General features: G+C 72.8%; 20 protein-coding genes. 8 read left to right on the top strand and 12 right to left on the bottom strand.

Annotation, left to right across the window (positions count from 1 at the left end; all coding sequences use genetic code 11):
- The coding region (locus GUI43_RS17905; protein WP_146765921.1) for an alpha/beta hydrolase at positions 1-773 on the bottom strand (773 nt) is incomplete at its 3' end.
- A 372-nt stretch (positions 774-1,145) separates the two neighbouring features.
- On the opposite strand from GUI43_RS17905, the gene GUI43_RS17900 reads away from it, so the two are divergent.
- The 8 genes from GUI43_RS17900 (at position 1,146) to GUI43_RS17865 (ending at position 10,432) form a co-directional block, all read left to right on the top strand.
- Positions 1,146-2,324 carry a hypothetical protein gene (locus tag GUI43_RS17900; protein ID WP_112582925.1) on the top strand — a complete coding sequence of 393 codons (1,179 nt, stop codon included), beginning with the start codon at positions 1,146-1,148 and terminating at the stop codon, positions 2,322-2,324.
- Positions 2,311-4,929: a sensor histidine kinase gene (locus GUI43_RS17895; RefSeq protein WP_112699309.1), complete on the top strand. Its 2,619-nt coding sequence runs from the start codon at positions 2,311-2,313 to the stop codon at positions 4,927-4,929. The genes GUI43_RS17900 and GUI43_RS17895 overlap by 14 nt, the downstream gene beginning before the upstream one ends.
- Entirely contained in the window at positions 4,926-5,399 is a 474-nt protein-coding gene (locus GUI43_RS17890; RefSeq protein WP_091402960.1) for a roadblock/LC7 domain-containing protein, read from the top strand. Before GUI43_RS17895 ends, GUI43_RS17890 begins: the two co-directional genes overlap by 4 nt.
- Positions 5,396-5,884, top strand: coding sequence for a DUF742 domain-containing protein (locus GUI43_RS17885; RefSeq protein WP_112699308.1), 489 nt, complete (start codon positions 5,396-5,398; stop codon positions 5,882-5,884). The genes GUI43_RS17890 and GUI43_RS17885 overlap by 4 nt, the downstream gene beginning before the upstream one ends.
- On the top strand, positions 5,862-6,617 hold the full coding sequence (locus GUI43_RS17880) for a GTP-binding protein (RefSeq protein ID WP_181562527.1): 756 nt from the start codon (positions 5,862-5,864) through the stop codon (positions 6,615-6,617). The genes GUI43_RS17885 and GUI43_RS17880 overlap by 23 nt, the downstream gene beginning before the upstream one ends.
- 38 nt (positions 6,618-6,655) lie before the next feature.
- Positions 6,656-7,156 (top strand): hypothetical protein, encoded by a 501-nt coding sequence (locus GUI43_RS17875; RefSeq protein WP_112582922.1) that lies wholly within the window; start codon positions 6,656-6,658, stop codon positions 7,154-7,156.
- A 36-nt stretch (positions 7,157-7,192) separates the two neighbouring features.
- Positions 7,193-9,406 carry an AAA family ATPase gene (locus GUI43_RS17870; protein WP_112699307.1) on the top strand — a complete coding sequence of 738 codons (2,214 nt, stop codon included), beginning with the start codon at positions 7,193-7,195 and terminating at the stop codon, positions 9,404-9,406.
- Between the two features lie 93 nt (positions 9,407-9,499).
- Positions 9,500-10,432: an SMP-30/gluconolactonase/LRE family protein gene (locus GUI43_RS17865; protein ID WP_146754566.1), complete on the top strand. Its 933-nt coding sequence runs from the start codon at positions 9,500-9,502 to the stop codon at positions 10,430-10,432.
- A gap of 60 nt (positions 10,433-10,492) precedes the next feature.
- On the opposite strand, the gene GUI43_RS17860 is transcribed toward GUI43_RS17865, so the two are convergent.
- From GUI43_RS17860 to GUI43_RS17810, 11 genes are all read right to left on the bottom strand, one after another.
- Positions 10,493-10,846 carry a gas vesicle protein K gene (locus tag GUI43_RS17860; protein ID WP_112605198.1) on the bottom strand — a complete coding sequence of 118 codons (354 nt, stop codon included), beginning with the start codon at positions 10,844-10,846 and terminating at the stop codon, positions 10,493-10,495.
- Entirely contained in the window at positions 10,843-11,055 is a 213-nt protein-coding gene (locus GUI43_RS17855; protein WP_167457614.1) for a gas vesicle protein, read from the bottom strand. The genes GUI43_RS17860 and GUI43_RS17855 overlap by 4 nt, the downstream gene beginning before the upstream one ends.
- Complete coding sequence (locus tag GUI43_RS17850; RefSeq protein WP_211326718.1) at positions 11,052-11,879, bottom strand: GvpL/GvpF family gas vesicle protein; 828 nt, start codon at positions 11,877-11,879, stop codon at positions 11,052-11,054. Before GUI43_RS17850 ends, GUI43_RS17855 begins: the two co-directional genes overlap by 4 nt.
- Positions 11,863-12,234 (bottom strand): gas vesicle protein, encoded by a 372-nt coding sequence (locus GUI43_RS17845; RefSeq protein ID WP_112582917.1) that lies wholly within the window; start codon positions 12,232-12,234, stop codon positions 11,863-11,865. The genes GUI43_RS17850 and GUI43_RS17845 overlap by 17 nt, the downstream gene beginning before the upstream one ends.
- Position 12,235: 1 nt before the next feature.
- Positions 12,236-12,565 carry a gas vesicle protein GvpO gene (locus GUI43_RS17840; RefSeq protein ID WP_112582916.1) on the bottom strand — a complete coding sequence of 110 codons (330 nt, stop codon included), beginning with the start codon at positions 12,563-12,565 and terminating at the stop codon, positions 12,236-12,238.
- Positions 12,534-12,854 carry a gas vesicle protein GvpG gene (locus GUI43_RS17835; protein WP_112605192.1) on the bottom strand — a complete coding sequence of 107 codons (321 nt, stop codon included), beginning with the start codon at positions 12,852-12,854 and terminating at the stop codon, positions 12,534-12,536. Before GUI43_RS17835 ends, GUI43_RS17840 begins: the two co-directional genes overlap by 32 nt.
- 3 nt (positions 12,855-12,857) lie before the next feature.
- The gene (locus tag GUI43_RS17830; RefSeq protein WP_112605189.1) at positions 12,858-13,613 is read right to left on the bottom strand and encodes a GvpL/GvpF family gas vesicle protein; all 756 of its coding nucleotides are present in this window, start codon (positions 13,611-13,613) and stop codon (positions 12,858-12,860) included.
- A gap of 1 nt (position 13,614) precedes the next feature.
- Complete coding sequence (gene gvpJ, locus GUI43_RS35145) at positions 13,615-13,986, bottom strand: gas vesicle protein GvpJ (RefSeq protein WP_112582913.1); 372 nt, start codon at positions 13,984-13,986, stop codon at positions 13,615-13,617.
- Entirely contained in the window at positions 13,983-15,197 is a 1,215-nt protein-coding gene (locus tag GUI43_RS17820; RefSeq protein ID WP_112699306.1) for an SRPBCC family protein, read from the bottom strand. Before GUI43_RS17820 ends, gvpJ begins: the two co-directional genes overlap by 4 nt.
- Positions 15,198-15,199: 2 nt before the next feature.
- Positions 15,200-15,646 (bottom strand): hypothetical protein, encoded by a 447-nt coding sequence (locus tag GUI43_RS17815; RefSeq protein WP_112582911.1) that lies wholly within the window; start codon positions 15,644-15,646, stop codon positions 15,200-15,202.
- Positions 15,647-15,922: 276 nt separating this feature from the next.
- Positions 15,923-16,432 carry a GNAT family N-acetyltransferase gene (locus tag GUI43_RS17810; protein ID WP_112582910.1) on the bottom strand — a complete coding sequence of 170 codons (510 nt, stop codon included), beginning with the start codon at positions 16,430-16,432 and terminating at the stop codon, positions 15,923-15,925.
- Between the last annotated feature and the right edge of the window lie 114 nt (positions 16,433-16,546).

Raw genomic sequence — 16,546 nt, 5'->3', positions numbered from 1 at the left:
GGCCCGGGGCTGGGCGGGCCGGCCGACGCCGGTGCGCCCTGCGGCTGGGCGGCCGTCGCGCCGGAGAGCCCGGCCGGGCCGGAGCCCACGTTGCCGCCCCCGCCGAAGAAGAGGCCGGCCCAGCCCTTCTTGAACACACCCTCGGTGGGCGCCCCGCCGGTGCTCTCCGGCAGGAACGCGCGGGACAGGTCGTTCCACGTGATCATGGGCACGATCGCGTCGACCCGACGGTCCTGGGCGGCCAGCAGCAACGCCAACCCACCGCCGTACGAGCCGCCGACCACACCGACCTTCGGGTCGCCGGCGGCGTCGGTGCGCACCTCCGGCCGTGCGGCCAGCCAGTCCAGCAGCCGCTCGGCGTCGCGTACCTCGTAGTCCGGGTTGTCCAGGTGGATCTCACCGCCGCTGCGGCCGAAGCCCCGCGCGGTCCAGGTGAGCACCGCGTAGCCACGCCCGGCGAACTCCTCCGCGTCGGAGCGCACCGACTCCTTCGTGCCGCCGAACCCGTGCGCCAGCAGCACCGCCGGCACCTTCCGACCGGACGAGGCGTCGTCCGGCAGGTAGAGGGTGGTGTCCAGGTTCACCGGTTGGTCACCGGACGGTCCGGAGCGGACGGTGAGCATCGCGCTCTCGGTGCGTACGCCCGGTCCCTGTGGCCACACCGCCCAGGTCACGGCGGCGGCCAACAGCACGACGACCACCGCGGCGGCGATCGCCCGGCGGCGGGTGGGAAGGGCACGCCGGAACCACGCGGCCGGCGACGGCGATGTCATGCGGCACACGGTACGGCCCGCAGCCTGAGCGTTGGCTGAGATCCGCCGTACGTCCGTCCGGTTGCCCCGATCGGTGCGCAGTGGGGTGCGAGCGCGCACCGATCGACGCGGCACAGTGAGTTGAGTTCGGATCCCGTGAATTCCGATCTTCCGCGGATATCCACCTCGATCCCTCCATGTCACACCCACAGCTGACACAGAGCGTGCCGGTAACGCGGACAAATGGTGACATGGCTCGAAGTGACGCGAACCTGACTAACCGAGTTGGGTCTGCCCAGGCGGGGGTTCGATTAGTTTTCCGGTCCGGTGCACGGGACTTGTCGGCCAGCCCGACGCCGCGCCGATCAGCGCCCCACGCCGGAGGAGACACACATGACAGTCCCCGCGCCGCGGGCCCGTCGACGGCCGTCCACGCTGGGCCGGCTACTGCCCCTGCTGCTCATCGGAGCACTGCTGGCACCGTTGGGCCTGCTCGTCACGTCGAACTGGCGGCAGGTCACCGACGATCGGGACCTCGCCGCCCGGGAACGGCTCGGCGTGCAGTACCTCACCGCGCTGGCGGCGGTCACCGACGCCCTCGTGGAAGCCCAGTCCAACGCGGTCAACGGTCGCCCCGTCGCCCGGGAGGCGTTGAACGGGGCGGTCGAGAAGGCCGCCGAGGTGGACGCCCGCATCGGCGGGGAGCTGCTCAGCCAGGAACGCTGGGCCGGCGTACGGGCCAAGCTGGAGGCGCTGCGCGGGCGAAGCGCATCCGACCCCGAGGCCGCCTACACCGCTTACGGCGAGGTCTCCGACCTGCTGCTGGCCCTGCACCGGAAGGTCCGGGAGAGCTCCGGGCTGGTCCGCGACCCCGAGGCCGACTCCTTCTTCCTCCAGGACAGCGCCGGCCAGGAACTGCCCGAGGCGGTGGTGGCCGCCGGCCGGCTGGCCGACCTCGCCACGCTGGTCTCCCGCCGGCCGGCCGCCGACCAACCGCGCGGCCTGCTGGAACTGACCGGCCTGCGGGTGTCCGCCCTGGCCCCCGCCGCCGATCTCGTCGACAACCTTCGCTCGGCCGTGGACGGTTCGGAGAGCACCGACCTCGGTGCCAACGTGCTGACCCCGCTGGACACCTACCAGCGTTCGGTGGAGGCGCTTGCCGCGTACTCCGTGCCGGGCAAGGAAACCGGCGTGGTCAACCCGGGCCAGTTGAGTGCCGCAGCGCTCAACTCGCACCGCTCGGCCCGCCAACTTCAGCCGGTCATCCTCACCGAACTGGACGCGGTGCTGGCCGAGCGCATCGACCGGCTCAACCGGGACCGCTGGCTGACCGCCGGGGCGGGTGTCGTCGCCGTCCTGTTGCTGAGCTGGCTCGCCGCGTTGCTGGTCGCCGCAGCTCGCCGGGCCCAGCGTCGGGCCGCCCTGGCCGCGACCCACACGGAGACTCCCGACACCCCGCCACACCGCGACCCGTGGCAGCCGCCAGCTGACGAGCCGCGTGCGCTGCAACCGGTCGGCGCGGCCCGTGACCCGGAGACCGCACAGTGGGGGGCGTTCGATGCTGCTCGGTAGGCTCCGGATCCGCGGCAAGCTCGCGCTGCTCGTGGTGATTCCGCTGCTCAGCATGGTCGGCCTGGCCGTGCCGGTGATGCTCGACCGGGTCGCCGCGGCACAGCGGGCCGGCGACACCGCCGAACGGGTCCGGCTCGCCAGCCGGGTCGGCAGCCTGGTCCAGGACCTCCAGCAGGAACGCATCCTCTCCGTCGGTTTCCTGCTCGGCCGGGTCGAACGCAGTGAGCTGGTCCGTAAGTCCGCCGACGTGGACGACCGGGTGGCCGACCTCCGGGCGGCGCGGAGCGACGCGCTGACCGACCAGGTCGACAGCGCCCTCGACGGCGTGTCCGGCCTCATCGACCTGCGCACTGCCGTCCTGGCCCGGGCCGCCAACCCGGGTCAGGTGATGGACGCGTTCGGCCCGGTCAACAAGGGGATCATCGAGTCGCTGCGGCTGGTGGTCGGCGTGGACACCGACACGTTGCCGGGCCGTCAGGTGCTCGCCCTCGACGGGCTGCTCCGCGCCGACGAGGGCCTGGGCACCTGCGCCACCCTGAGCCTGCTGGTCAAGGCGATCGGCACCCCGGACACCACCGCCGGGTACGTGGCGTGCATCGCCGCGCTCATGGTCGACAACTCGCGCTTCCGCAGCCTGATCACGCCCGAGCAGCTCACTGTGGCACAGCTCAACGACGCCGCCGTGGCCGCGCGTACCAGCCCCGACTTCCTGGTCAGGAGCGCCCGGGATCCGGCCGCCGCGGTCCGCGACGTGCCGCTGGAGGCGCTCTTCCCGGCCGTCCGCACGATGATCCGGCTCGGTCAGTTCGTCGAGAAGAAGCTTGTCGCCGACGTGCTCGCCGAGGTGACGGCCGAGCAGCGGCGCGCGCTGACCGCCGCGTACCTGGTCGGCGCCGCGGCGGCGTTGATCCTGACGCTGGTGGTGCTGCTCAGCGTGGCGGTGGCGCGGACGGTGGCCCGACCGCTGACCCGACTCACCCGCTCGGCCGACCGGGTCGCCCGGGTCGCGGAGGCGGAGCTGGTCCGGGTCACCGACGACGAGGCGGAGAGACCTCAAGCGGTCCGGCTGGAGCCGGTGGACATCCGCGCCAACGACGAGATCGGCGACCTGGCGCGGGCCTTCGACCGGGTGCAGAACACCGCGGCGCAACTGGTCGAGCGGCAGGTCGCCGGCCGACGCAACGTGGCGCAGATGTTCGGCCACGTCGGACGACGTACCCAGAACCTGGTGGGTCGGCAGATCGCGTTGATCGACCGGCTGGAGCAGCAGGAGGCCGACCCGGGCCGCCTGGAGCACCTGTACCGACTCGACCACATCTCCAGCCGGTTGCGGCGCAACGCCGGCAGCCTCGTGGTGCTCTCCGGCTCGGCCGGGGCCGACGCGCACACCGCGCCGGTGCCGCTGGCCGACGTGGTCCGGTTGGCACTCGGTGAGATCGAGGACTACACCCGGGTGGAGGTGCAGGTGCCGGCGGGCGTCTCGGCCGCGCCGGCGGTGGTCGGTGACCTCGTCCTTGCGCTGGCCGAGCTGATGGAGAACGCCACAGTCTTCTCCCCGCCGCACACCCGGGTGCTGGTGGCCGCCGAGACGTCCGGCCTCGGCGCGCGGATCACCGTGGTGGACCACGGCATCGGCATGAGCGAGCAACGCCTGGCTGAGGAGAACGCCCGGCTCACCCGCCGGGAACGGCTCGACCTGGCCCCGACCGAGGTGCTCGGTCTCTTCGTGGTGGGCCGGTTGGCCCGTCGGCACGGCTGGCAGGTCGCCCTGGCCGCCACCGGCGGCGGAGGGGTGACCGCACAGCTGGAGATCCCGTCGACGTCGCTGGTGCTGCGCCGCGCCGACCGCGCCGGGGCCACCGTTGCCCGCGCCGCGGTGCCGGATCGGGACCGGCGTACGACGGCCACGCCCAACCCCGAGCGGGAAGCGCGGCCCAGCGCGGTGGCCGTCGCCGTGCCGGCCCGCTTCGACTCGGACCTGCTGAGCCGGGCCACCCTCAGCCTGGACGCCGGCCCGTCCTGGAACGCGTTCGGTCGGGGCCAGCCGGAGGAGACCGTTCCCGAACCCCAGAGTCCCGAACCGGTGGGCAAGCCGGGCGGGCCACGGGTACGGCAGCGGGTTCCCGGGGCCACGCTGCACGCCACCGCCCCGACGACCCGGCCGGTGGACGCCACCGGCGCAGACCCCGCCGCTGCCCGCGCGCTGGTGGAGGCCTTCCAAGCCGGTGTACGCCGCGCCGAGCTGCACGTGGCGCCGGGCCTCGACGGCGCGTCGGCGCGGACGGCCAGCGACCCGACGGCCAGCGCCGGGGCGGCCGTGGTGGACTTGGGCACGACCGTCGACCTGCCCAGCACCCCGGGAGGCGCCGGCCCCACGGTGCCGCGTGGTGGTGGCTCGACCGATGCCGCACCGGAGCGGCCCCGGTTGAGCCGACGGGTGCCGGGAGCGAACCTCACCGCCATCCCGGTCTGCCAACCGCCCAGCACCCACCTCGGTGACCCGGCCGAGGTCCGCGACCTCATCAGCGAGTTCGAGGCGGGCGTCGCCCGCGCTCTCCGCGAAGTCAGCCCCGACCACCGGAACGAAGAAGGATCATCACGGTGACCAGCCCCTTCCTGCACGACAATGTCGACCAGAGTCAGCCCAGCGCCAATGGGGATCTCAGCCCGGAGGCCCGTACGTTCAACTGGCTGCTGGACTCGTTCACCTCCAGCACCGCCGGGGTCCTGGAGGCGATCGCGGTCTCCTCGGACGGTCTGCTGATGGCCATGTCGGCGATCAAGGATCGGTCCAACGCGGAGCGGTTGGCCGCCGTCGTGTCCGGAATGACCAGCCTCGCCGGTGGGGCCGCCAGTTGGTACGCCCTCGGCGGCCTGAACCGGGTGATCGTCGACATGGCCGACGGCTACCTGCTGATCAGCGCGATCAGCAGCGGTTCCGTGCTCGGGGTGGTCGCCGACCGTTCGGCGAACCTGGGCACCGTCGCGTACGAGATGACGCTCTTCGCCGGGCGGGCCGGTGGCGCCCTGACCCCGCGACTGATCGTCGAGTTGAAGAACGCCGTTCAGCAGTGACCCCCGACGTCGCCGGCGAGGATCCGGATCCGGACCCGAGGGTTCGGATCCGCCCGTACCTGCGCACGTCACCCCCGGCCGGGGTGGGCGCGGCGGCGACACCGGCGCTGTCCGAGCCGGATCCGGAAGGGGACCAACCGGCCGGTCCCCGTCCGTTCGTGCTCACCTCCGGGCGGGTTTCGGGTGCCGACCCGGCGATCGGTCTGGAGACCCAGGTGACCGTCCGCGTGGACAGCGGCTGGTGGGCCGGCCCACCCGGCGCCCTGCTGGCACCGGAACTTCAGACGATCATCGCGCTCTGCGCCGAGCCGATCTCGGTGGCCGAGATCTCGGCACGCGCCCGACTGCACTTCGGCGTGACGCGGGTCCTGGTCGGCGACCTACGCGCCGCCGGGCACCTGGACGTGCACGTGACCGACACCGACGACGCTGTCGACCCCGATCTCATCCTGCGAGTGATTGATGGACTCCGTGCGATCTCCTGAATGGCCGGTCGCCCCGCTCGGCGGGGTCGCCGCGAACAGCGCCGCCGCCCGTTACGGCATGTCCCCGGGCACCGGGCCGATAGTCGGGCGGGCGAGCCCGCCCGCGACCGCACCGCCTCCGTACCGGCCCTCGTCCGATGCGGGGTCGATCTCTCCGACCGGTAAGCCGGCCGCACCGCCGATCCCGGTCAAGATCCTGGTGGCCGGTGGGTTCGGGGTGGGCAAGACCACCACAGTGGGTGCGATCTCCGAGATCGCGCCCCTGACCACCGAGGCCGAGATGACCACCGCCGGGATCGGCGTCGACGACCCGGGTGCCCGGTCCACCAAGACCACCACCACTGTGGCGATGGATTTCGGTTGCGTGACGATCGACCGCAGCCTGAAGCTCTACCTGTTCGGCACGCCGGGGCAGACCCGGTTCGGCTTCATGTGGGACGACCTGGCCCGGGGAGCGCTCGGCGCGCTGGTGGTGGTGGACAGCGCCCGGCTGGACGACTGCTTCCCGGCCATCGACTTCTTCGAGCGGGCCGGGCTGCCGTTCGTCGTCGGGGTCAACGCCTTCGACGGGCGACTGGCCCTGGAACTCGGCGAGATCCGCTGGGCACTGGCAATCGGTGATCATGTACCCCTGGTGCAGTTCGATGCCCGCGACCGGCTCTCGGTGCGGGACGCGCTACTGGTCGTCCTGGACCGCGCGCTGGACCGCGCCACCCGGGACAGGAGGGCCTGAGCCGACCAGCTCCGGCCATGGCGGGAAGAGGTGATCTGGTGAGGGGCGACCTGGACGAGACGCTGGCCCGGCTGGCCCGACGTGAGGAGGCGTCGCGCCGTCGGGCCGCCGACCGTGACGACACCACAGCACCGTCGAGCCCGCCCGGCCTCGGCGGTGACACCCGCAACGCCCGGTCGGGCCGCCACGCGGGGGTGGAGGCCCCGAGCGAGGTGGCCGGATGGGGGCCGGTCGAGGAGGTGGCCGAGGCGATCCGCCAGGTCGTCGGGGCGTACCCCGGGCTGGCGGTGACCGTGCAGGTGGAACACGCCGGGCGGACGTACCCGATGCGGGTCTCCTGGAACGGGCCTGCCGTCACGGTCGGACCGGTTCCCCCGCCGACGCCGGTGGAACCCCCGCCAGCCTGGCCGCTCTCCGGCCGGACGGTGCCCGCCTGGGCACCCGGTCCGGACGGGTTGGCCCCGGACCCGGCGGCCCGGTTGGCCGAGCTGATCCGACGCGACCCGACGCTGTTGGACGAGCTGGATCCGCGGCGCTGACCGGCGGGGCTGGCTGCCGGCGGCTACGGTCGGGCAGTGGCGCAACCCGACCTGACCTTGACGGCGAGCCTGCGGCCGGCGGCGCTGGACGCCCGACGGGGCATCGTGCGCCTGCACCCGGAGGCACTGACAGCGCTGGGGCTGCGCCCCGGCGACCCGGTCCGCCTTGTCGGCCGCCGGGAGACGGCCGGGATCGCGGTGGCGGCCGGGCCGGGCGCGAGCAGCGCCCTGCTGTACGCCGACGACCTGACGTTGGGCAACCTGGGTCTGCGCGACGGCGGTCAGGTGCGGGTGAGCCCGGTGCCGTTGGTCTCGGCGAGCCGGGTCGTCCTGGCCGGGCCGGTGGGGGTCGTCGCGGCGGTCAGCCCGGAGATGCTCCGGCTCGCCCTGCTGGGCAAGGTGCTCACCGCCGGGGACGACGTGTCGCTGCTGCCGCAGGACGTGCTGCCGGACGCCTCGGTCCGCAGCCTGGTCGAGGCGGCGCGACGCAGCCTCGCCAACACCGTCGGCTTCGCCTGGACCAGCACGCTGCTCAGCGTGGTCACTGTCGAGCCGGCGGCCGGCGCGCTGGTCACCATGGGCACATCGGTCGCCTGGGAGCACGGTGCGACGACCCACGGCGGGCCCGCCCCGGTCGGTGCCGCGTCGACCCGACCGGGTACGAGCGCCGACGCCGTTGCGGCTGAGGACGCGCCCGACGTGGACGAGCTGCCCGGGCTGCGGGCCCAGGCCGAGGAGCTGACCGAGCTGCTGGACCTCGGCTTCCACCACCGGGAGGTGCTGGGCCGGCTCGGCACCACCATCTCGTTGGGGGTGTTGCTCGTCGGTCCGGCGGGATCCGGGAAGTCGGCGCTGGTCCGGGCCGTGGCCGCCCGGGTCGGTGCCCGCGTCCACCCGCTCTGGGCGCCGGAGGTGGCCGCGTTGGCCAGTCAGGCCGCCGCCGAGCGGTTGCGCGTCGCGGCATCGGCGGCTCGGGCCGAAGGGCCGGCGGTACTGCTGGTCACCGACGTCGAGGCGCTCGCCCCCGCGGACGATCCCCCTCCGGTGGCGACGGTGTTCCGTCAGGTCCTCGCGGAGAGCATCCGCGCCGGCGTCGCCGTGGTCTGCACCACCGGCCGGCCGGAGGCGGTCGACCCGGCACTGCGCGCCCCCGACCTGCTGTCGCTGCGGATCAGCGTCCCGCTCCCGGATCAGGCGCTGCGCCGCGAACAGCTCACAGTGCTGACCCGGCAGGTGCCGCTGGCCGACGACGTCCGGCTGGACGAGGTGGCCGCGCGTACCCCCGGGTTCGTCGCGGCGGACCTGGCCGCGCTGGTCCGGGAGGCCGGGGTACGCGCGGCGCTGCGGCAGAAGGCCGCCGAGACGCCGACTGTGTCGATGGCCGACTTCACCGCCGCCCGGGAGGTGGTCCGACCCACCACGATGGCGGCGTCCACCCTGGATCTGGCGTCGGTGACCCTTGACGACGTGGGCGGCCTGGACGAGGTCAAGCAGACGCTGACCGAGTCGGTGCTGTGGCCGCTGACCTACCCGGACACCTTCGCCCGCCTCGGCGTGCAGCCGCCGCGCGGCGTGCTGCTCTACGGGCCGCCGGGCTGCGGCAAGACCTACCTGGTCACCGCACTGGCCGGCTCGGGGCGGGCCAACGTGCTGTCGGTCAAGGGGGCCGAACTGCTCTCCAAGTGGGTCGGTGAGAGCGAACGCGCGGTCCGCGAGCTGTTCCGTCGGGCCCGGGAGGCGGCCCCCACGCTGATCTTCCTGGACGAGGTGGACGCGCTGGCGCCGGTCCGCGGCCAGGTCACCGACGGGGGCACCACGGACCGGGTGGTCGCCGCCCTGCTCACCGAGCTGGACGGGGTGGAGACGCTGCGCAACGTGGTGGTGGTCGGTGCGACGAACCGGCCGGACCTGGTCGACCCGGCGCTGCTTCGGCCGGGCCGGTTGGAGCGGCTGGTCTACGTGCCGCCGCCGGACGGTCCCGCCCGCGCGGAGATCCTGCGGGCCGCGTCCCGGCAGGTGCCGCTGGCACCGGACGTCGACCTGCCGGCCCTCGGCGACGAGCTGACCGGCTTCTCCGCCGCGGACTGCGCGGCGCTGATCCGCGAGGCTGCGCTGGCTGCGATGCGGGAGTCGCTCGCCGCCGCCACGGTCACCGCCGAGCACGTGTCGACCGCACGGGCCCGGGTACGGCCGTCGCTGGACCCGGCCCAGGTCGCCGGCCTGGCCGCGTACGCCGCCGGCCGGGAGTGATCAGAACAGGACAACCTTTCGTCGCGCCCAGGGCGTTCCTAAGGCGTCACATTCCTCAGTGGAGTTATCCACTGCGACGTCAGGTGGTGTTCCTTGCGCAAGTTGCTCTCTCTTCTCATCGTCCCCCTCGTGGCGGCGGCGACGGTGGTCTCGGTCGGCGCACCGGCGGCGGCTCATCCGGCGAAGCCGTTCCCCGCCCGGATCGCGCTGCCGAACGGGTTCACTCCGGAAGGACTGACGATCGGTCGTGGCACCACAGTGTTCGTGGGATCCATTCTTGACGGTGCCGTGTGGCGGGGTGACTTACGCACCGGACGCGGCTCGGTGCTGATCCCCGGCACACCCGGCACCGACAAGGCGGGCCTCAAGCTCGACCCGCAGGGCCGGCTCTGGACCGCCGACTTCTCCGGCGGGGGCGCGAGCGTGTACGACGCGGAGACCGGCACCAAGCTGGCCCACTACCAGTTCACCGATGTCCCGGGCAGCTACGTCAACGACCTCGTGATCACCCAGCGAGCGGTCTACTTCACCGACTCCGCGCGGCAGGTGCTGTACGTGGTGCCCCTGGGCCCGGGTGGTCGCCTTCCGGCCCCCACCGCCTTCCGGGTGCTGCAGCTCAGCGGTCCGGCCGCCACTCCGGACGTCTACCACAACGGGATCGTGGCACTGCCGGACGGCGATCTGCTGGTCGCGCAGATGCTGACCGGTCAGCTCGTACGCGTCGACCCGCGTACCGGCGGCAGTCGCCTCGTCGACCTCGGGGGCTACTCGGTGGAACGGGCCGACGGGCTGGTGCTGCGCGGTCGCACTCTCTATGTGATCCGGAACCTGACCAACGTCATCGCGGTGGTCCGGATGAACGCCGGCTACACCGCCGGGGTGGTGCAGCGGGAGATCACCGGCCCGCAGCTGCGTTCGCCGGCCACCGGCGACCTGCTCGGCTCGGCGTTGTACGTGGTCAACGGCCGGTTCGACGTGGAGTCGACGCCGAGCACCGACTACGACATCGTTCGGCTGCCGGCCTGACCCAGGCGGTCGGCGGCGACCATCGCAGGGGTTGCCGCCGGCTGGCCGGTGCGGGCACGGTCAGTCGGTAGGAAGCAGCGGGCCAAGTGGGCCGAGGTCCACGTTCAGGTCCTCCGGAGCCAGGCCGAAGTGCTCGCGCAGCCCCGTCATCTGCTCCTCCAGCGCCATCAGCGTCACCCCGATGCGCTCGATCTGCTCCTCGGAGAGGTCACCAAGATCGACCCGGCGTAGGGCCTGCCGTTCCATCAGTTGCCGCAGCAGCTCGACGACGGTGAGCACCAGGCTGGCCAGGCCTCGCTCGACCGAGTCACGGTCCACCGCGATCCGACGGTCCAGCGGGGTGACCCGGGGTGGCAGCCACGACTGGGCGCCCAGTGCAGCGGCCAGCTCCGCGGCCTCGTCCCGCCCGGTCATCCGGTGTTCTCCGGCGAGGCCAGCGCGCCGACCGAGGCGACCAACGCGCGCAGCGAGATCCGGACCAGGTCGACGTCGGCGATGGACAGCGTGATGTCACCGCTGATCACCACCCCCGTGGCGAGCACCCGGTCGAGCAGGTCGACGAGGGCAACCGGCCGGTAGGCCAGCGAATCGTCAGCGCTGTTCGGCGCGAGGACTGCGGTCACCGCGACTCCCCGACGGCGCCGTCGGGATCCGGCCGATCCGCCACGAAGGAGTACGCCGGCCACGGGCCGGTCAACTCCAGCCGAACCCCCGGGTGCCGGCCACCCAGCTGTCCGAGCAGGTCGGTAAAGCGGGACAACTCCGTGACATCGACCAGGTACGCCCCGTTGAGCACCATCGGCGTGGGCGCACCCGAGAGCCTCCGGTCCTGTGGGGCGTGCCGGCGGCCTGCCACGGCAACGTCGCAGAGGGCGGCGTGCACCGCGTCCGCGGCGGCGCTCGCGACCTGCTGGTGTTCCTCCCGGGCGGTCAACTGGGCACGTCTGCGACGGAGGTACGCCGTCCCCACCCCGCCGGCGCTCGCCGCCTCGGCGTTCACGCTGGCGGCACCCGGCACCAGGTAACCCTTCACGCCCCACTCGCCGCGCCCGGTCAGCCGGTCCAGGGTGGCGACCAGTTCGGCGCGCCGGGCGGCGAGAGAGGCGGCCACCCCGTCGTCGCCGCTGTGCACTGTGGCGAGCCGGGCCGGTACCACCGGCCCCCGGCGAGCCAACGTCTCGACCACGGCATGGTGCGCCCGAGCCGCGCGCTCCAACCAGACCAGGTCCTCCAGGTTGCGGCGCAGCGACTCCTCGCCGTACTCGTTCAGCGGCGCGGCGCTGACCACGGCGATCAGCCCAGCGGCGGGCACCGCGCGGACCGGGCCACCGTCCATCCCGACGATCATCGCCAACGCCACCGGCTCGATGTTCCGAACCACGCCGTGCAGCCAGGCCCCGGCGACCGGGGCAGGACGTTGCATGGTCACCTCAGCCGTCGAACCCATCCCACTCCTCCACTTCGGCATCGCGACGTAGCGCCCGGGACCGTCGCTCCACCTCAACCTGCGCCGGGTCACGCGGTTCCAACTCCACCGGCGGACGGGCCCGCGAGCTGAGCCACGGGTCGTGCTCCCACCAGTCGATGCCGATCTGACGTGCGGTGTCGACCGAGGCGATGACCAGTCGCAGCTTCAACGTCAGCAGCTCGATATCGAGCAGGCTCACCCGGATGTCCCCGGCGATCACGATGCCCCGGTCGAGCACCCGCTCCAGGATGTCGCCCAGGTTCGCCGGCTCATGGCCGGCGGGCAGGACCTGGCCGGAGTTCTGCACCACCGGCGGCGGCTGCGCAGCGGTCATCTCAATCCACCTCACTCTTCCCGCGCTGGTAGCGCCGCAGCCGCCGATAACCGAGCAGGTTCCCCTCGACGTCCAGCTCCACCTCGTACAGGCCGAGCAGGTCGATGGAGTTGGGGATCCGGCGTGCCTCCACCACCTCCACCCCGACCAGCCAGCCGTCCTCGGTGGCCTCCAGCGACGTGGTCACCGAAGGCTCGCGACCGGTCAGCTCGACGAGTTGCCGCAGCCCCGCCCGGGCAGCCTCGGCCGCCGACACCGGCTCGACGTACTCCTCGTCGGAGTAACCGTCGACGGTCGGATCACGTCGCCGGGCGCGGTCGCCGTCGGTCATGGCGCACTCCTTCCTGGCGGGCCGGGCGCTGCCGGCGCGGACGTGGCCGCTCACCGGCCTGGCCCGCACCCCCGGTGAGCCGGTCCAGCACCCGCTGCTCGGCCCGGTCGCGTTCCTCGGCACTGAGCTCGCCGGCTGCCGCCGCCGCGTCCAACGCCTCCAGCTCGCGCCGGATGTTCACCGGGTTCCGCTGTCGCGCCTCCGCTTCCCGGGCCACCACCCCGACCACCGCGGTCAGCCCGCGCACCGGCGCGTACGGCAAGGTCAGCAGCGCCCAGAGCAGGTCCATCGGTCAGCCCGCCAGCTGGTGCGCGTCGACGAAGTCGTACGGGGCGAGCGGCCCGAGCAGCCGCATCCGCAGCAGGCCCCGGCGATCCTGCGCGTACTCCTCCAGCACGTCGACCAGGGCGTCCTCCTTGTTGCTGTCCACCAGAAGTGCCACGTGGGCCGCGTCCATCTCGTGGTTGGGCGGGCGCAGCCGCGTAGAGACGACATACTCGGCCGTCGTGTCGAGCAGCCGTCGGTTCTCCGCCTCGCGGCGCAGCTCCACCGCCTGGCTGATCAGCTCCCCGAGCCGGATCCGGGGCTCCCGGCTGGCCGCCTCGGTCCGGCCACGCACCTGCTCGGCGAGCCGGGCGGCGGCCGGGTTCTCGTCGAGGATGACGCGCAGCAACGCCGGCTCCTCGAAACGGCCCTGCACGACGTACTGCACAGTGCCCTCCAACTCGGCGAGCGCGGCGGCGAACCGGTCGTGGTGTGGTCGCAGCAGGTCGAGCACCGCGTCCGGGCCGGTGACCACGGTGCCGAACCGCACCGGCAGGACCGGCGCAACGACCGCTGTCCCGTCGAGCAGTTCCTGGTACGCCCGAAGGTCGGCCGACCGGCCCAGCGGCGTGTCCAACGGCACCTCGCTGACCAGGGCCCCGAGGTCGCCGTGCCGGACCACGGTCACCTCGCCGGGCGGCTCGCCGACCCCGTCGGCGTCGGGCGTCGCCTCCACGTCCGCCGGCACCAGCCCGTAGAGGAAGAGTCCCGTCTCCCCTGCCATGTCAGCTCCTCCCAAGGTCCCGCACGTTGCCGGTGGCGTCGCCGACCGCGCCGGTGACGTCTCGGACCGACCCGGTGACGTCCCGGACCGCGCCGGTCACACCACCGACGAGACCGGCCAGCCCCTCGCCCTCGGCCGGGGCGAGGTCCAGACGGTCAACTGCCTCGGCGAACCGTAGGTACGTCTCGATGCTCGCCACCACCACCCGGGCGTTGATCTCCACCAGGGGGATGCCGACGACCCCGACCGTCACCTGCGCGTCGATCACCACACCCTTGTCGAGCACCGTCTCCACCACGTCGGCGAGCCCGCCAGCGGAGCCCACGCGTTCCAGGGCTCCGCCGGCGGCGGCATCGCCAGCGGCCAGCGTCACTCGTCCTCCTCGCGGCGGCGGCGCACCACGGGCCGGCGCGGCGGCTCGGGTCCACGTCGGACAGGCGGACGAGGTCGTTGCGGCTCCTCCCGGGGCTGAGGCCGGCGGGCCCGCTCCGGCGCACGACGTCGGGGCGGCGGCGGAGGCTCCTCGTCGGGTTCGTCCGCGTACCCCTCGTCGTAGCCGTCGTCGGATGCCTCGTACTCCTCCTCGTACTCCGGCTCGACCGGTCGCCGTCGCGGACGCTGGCGCAGTCGCCCGCCAGGCCGGCGGCGCGGTTCCTCCTCGGCCTGCTCGTCCTCGGCGAACTCGTCGTCCTCGGTGCCGGCCGGCGCCCCGCCTCGCTGCTCCTGTCCCCGCTCGCGTTGCTCCCGCTCCTCGCGTAGGCCGGTCTCGTGGTCCTTGACCACCTGGGAGTCACGGATCTCGCCGCGCCAGCCCTCGACCTGGTCCGGGTCGAGCACCACCTCGGTCATGACATGCCGGACGAAGTGCTTCAACTCCAGCCGCACCCGCCGACCCTGGGCGCGCCACAGGTTGCCGGTGTGCTCGAAGAGCCCCTGCGGGTGGTACTCCAGCACCACCAGGATGCGGGTCAGGTCCGGGGTGACCTCGTGGAAGCTGACGGTGCCGTCGACCGAGCCCTTCTCGCCCTTCGACCGCCAGTGGATGAGCTTGTCCGGCACCTGACGGACGATTGTCGACTCCCACGTCCGATGCGACCAGAAGACCTGCGCCTTCCAGGTCAGCTTCTCGTCCGAGTCGGTGTCGACGTTCTCGACCTTCTTCATGAAGCTCGGGAAGTCGCCGAACTGCGTCCACTGGTTGTACGCGGCCCGTACCGGCACACCGACCTCGATCGTCTCGACGATGTTGGTGACCTTCTTCTTCTTGCCGCCGCCCTTACCGCCGCCCGTGCGGCCGAGAGCTGACATCACCTTCTCCTTACCGCCGGCCACCCCGGCGTGCAGCATCGCTTTCACCGGTGACCCGCCCTCAGCCAGCTTCTGTGCGCCGGTGGCGGCGGCGATCAGACCGGGGCCGCCGCCCTGGCGCGCGTACTCGCTGAGGCGGCCGGTCGCGCCGGTGATCCGCTCGGTCACCACGCTCACCGCACGATCGCCTATCGCTCCGGCGAGGTTGCGCACCTCGTCGGCCAACTGGCCACGGAGCTTGTCGCCTAGGCCGCCCGCGTTGGTGTTCCCCGCCATGGTCACCTCCCCCGCCGCTGCCCGGCCGCCGTGCTGTCCTGATCGTTCGTCGCGTCCTGGTCGTTCGTCGCGTCCTGATCGTTCGTCGCGTTCCCGTCGTTCGCCGCGTCGCGGCCCTTGTCGTCGCCGCGCTGGTCGCCGGAGCGCCGACGCAGGGCATCAGCGGAGCCGCGGAGGCGACCCGTGAGCGCGTCGACGCCGCTGCCGGCCGCCGCAGTCGCGGCCGCCCGGCCGGCGTTGACCAACGGCACACCGAGCCGGCTCAGGTTGCTCAGTTGGGGGGACGACTGAAGCGCCGCGCTGCCCCGCTTCAGCAGCCCGCCCGGGTCCCGGCTGGCCCGGCCAGCGGCAACCGCAGCGGCCAGGGTGAGGGCGGTACGCAGTTTGCGGCGACGGCCCAGCAGGTAGCCGAAGCTCACCGCCAGACCAATTCGTGTTCCGTTCTTCATCAGGTCTCCTTCGCTCCCGGAGGGTCCGGACGCCTGCCCGGTCGGGACCAAAGAAGGGGTACCGGGGAATAGCGCGAACCGTGCCTTCAATCAGGCGTCCACCTCTGCGGACCCGGGCGGCAGTACCCGACGACGTCATGTCGAAACCGCTACGACAATGTTCGTCGAACGCCGCCAAAAGAGATCCGGAAATGCGGCACCGGAATACCCAGACCGGACTTTCAGTCGGTCATGAGCAGGGAGATTGCGAGGAGAGGAAAAAAGCCCAAACAGTCTTCAGAGAGCGGGCGGCGTCGAATCGAGGCAGATTTCGGCGCGCACCTTGCCGCCGTCCTCGCGCAGTTTCGCGCCACACTTCTGCAACACGGCGACCGCGCCGATATTGTCCGGTGTCGTCTCGGCCACCACGGCCCGCATGCCCGCCCGAGCGGCGGCATTCAGCAGCTCCCGCAGGGCGGCCGCGCCGATTCCCTGCCCGCGCGCCGACCGGCCGAGCCACATCCCGGCCTCCACCGTGCGCGGCTCGTCACAGCGCGTCATCCGGACCATGCCCATCACCTCGCCGCCGACGAGGATGGCGTACATCTGCGAACCGGTCGGGCCGTCCAGCCCGCCGAAGCTTGCCCGGTGGAATTCGCGGAACGCCTCGCGACGGGCGAGCGACCAGCCGGCGGGCGCCTCGACCGGGGGCATCACATCACCCGGCTCCGCCTCCGCAGCCGCTACGGAGAGCAACGGCTCCAGGTTCCGTTCGTCCACCGGCTCCAGCCGGACCGCACCCGCCACGTGCCGCAGTCTGCCGCGCTCATCGGCCGAAGTCCACCCCATTGGCCATCCACTGGCGGTCCGGACAGCGGTACCGGCCGGTCGGGCGGCCAGGGTGTTCCACATCACGCTCTG

This window comes from Micromonospora noduli, assembly GCF_003264365.1.
GTDB classification, from domain to species: domain Bacteria; phylum Actinomycetota; class Actinomycetes; order Mycobacteriales; family Micromonosporaceae; genus Micromonospora; species Micromonospora noduli.
Note: the sequence above shows the minus strand (reverse complement) of the source record. Positions and strands in the feature narration are given on the sequence as shown.

Bases quoted from the DNA above. Each gene is read 5' to 3' on its own strand.
- GUI43_RS17850 (WP_211326718.1), bottom strand. From the start codon at position 11,879: ATGGGTTCGACGGCTGAGGTGACCATGCAACGTCCTGCCCCGGTCGCC.
- GUI43_RS17860 (WP_112605198.1), bottom strand. From the start codon at position 10,846: ATGACCGGGCGGGACGAGGCCGCGGAGCTGGCCGCTGCACTGGGCGCC.
- GUI43_RS17835 (WP_112605192.1), bottom strand. From the start codon at position 12,854: ATGGACCTGCTCTGGGCGCTGCTGACCTTGCCGTACGCGCCGGTGCGC.
- GUI43_RS17880 (WP_181562527.1), top strand. From the start codon at position 5,862: ATGGACTCCGTGCGATCTCCTGAATGGCCGGTCGCCCCGCTCGGCGGG.
- GUI43_RS17900 (WP_112582925.1), top strand. From the start codon at position 1,146: ATGACAGTCCCCGCGCCGCGGGCCCGTCGACGGCCGTCCACGCTGGGC.
- GUI43_RS17820 (WP_112699306.1), bottom strand. From the start codon at position 15,197: ATGGCGGGGAACACCAACGCGGGCGGCCTAGGCGACAAGCTCCGTGGC.
- GUI43_RS17830 (WP_112605189.1), bottom strand. From the start codon at position 13,613: ATGGCAGGGGAGACGGGACTCTTCCTCTACGGGCTGGTGCCGGCGGAC.
- GUI43_RS17815 (WP_112582911.1), bottom strand. From the start codon at position 15,646: ATGAAGAACGGAACACGAATTGGTCTGGCGGTGAGCTTCGGCTACCTG.
- GUI43_RS17845 (WP_112582917.1), bottom strand. From the start codon at position 12,234: ATGACCGCTGCGCAGCCGCCGCCGGTGGTGCAGAACTCCGGCCAGGTC.
- GUI43_RS17840 (WP_112582916.1), bottom strand. From the start codon at position 12,565: ATGACCGACGGCGACCGCGCCCGGCGACGTGATCCGACCGTCGACGGT.
- GUI43_RS17895 (WP_112699309.1), top strand. From the start codon at position 2,311: ATGCTGCTCGGTAGGCTCCGGATCCGCGGCAAGCTCGCGCTGCTCGTG.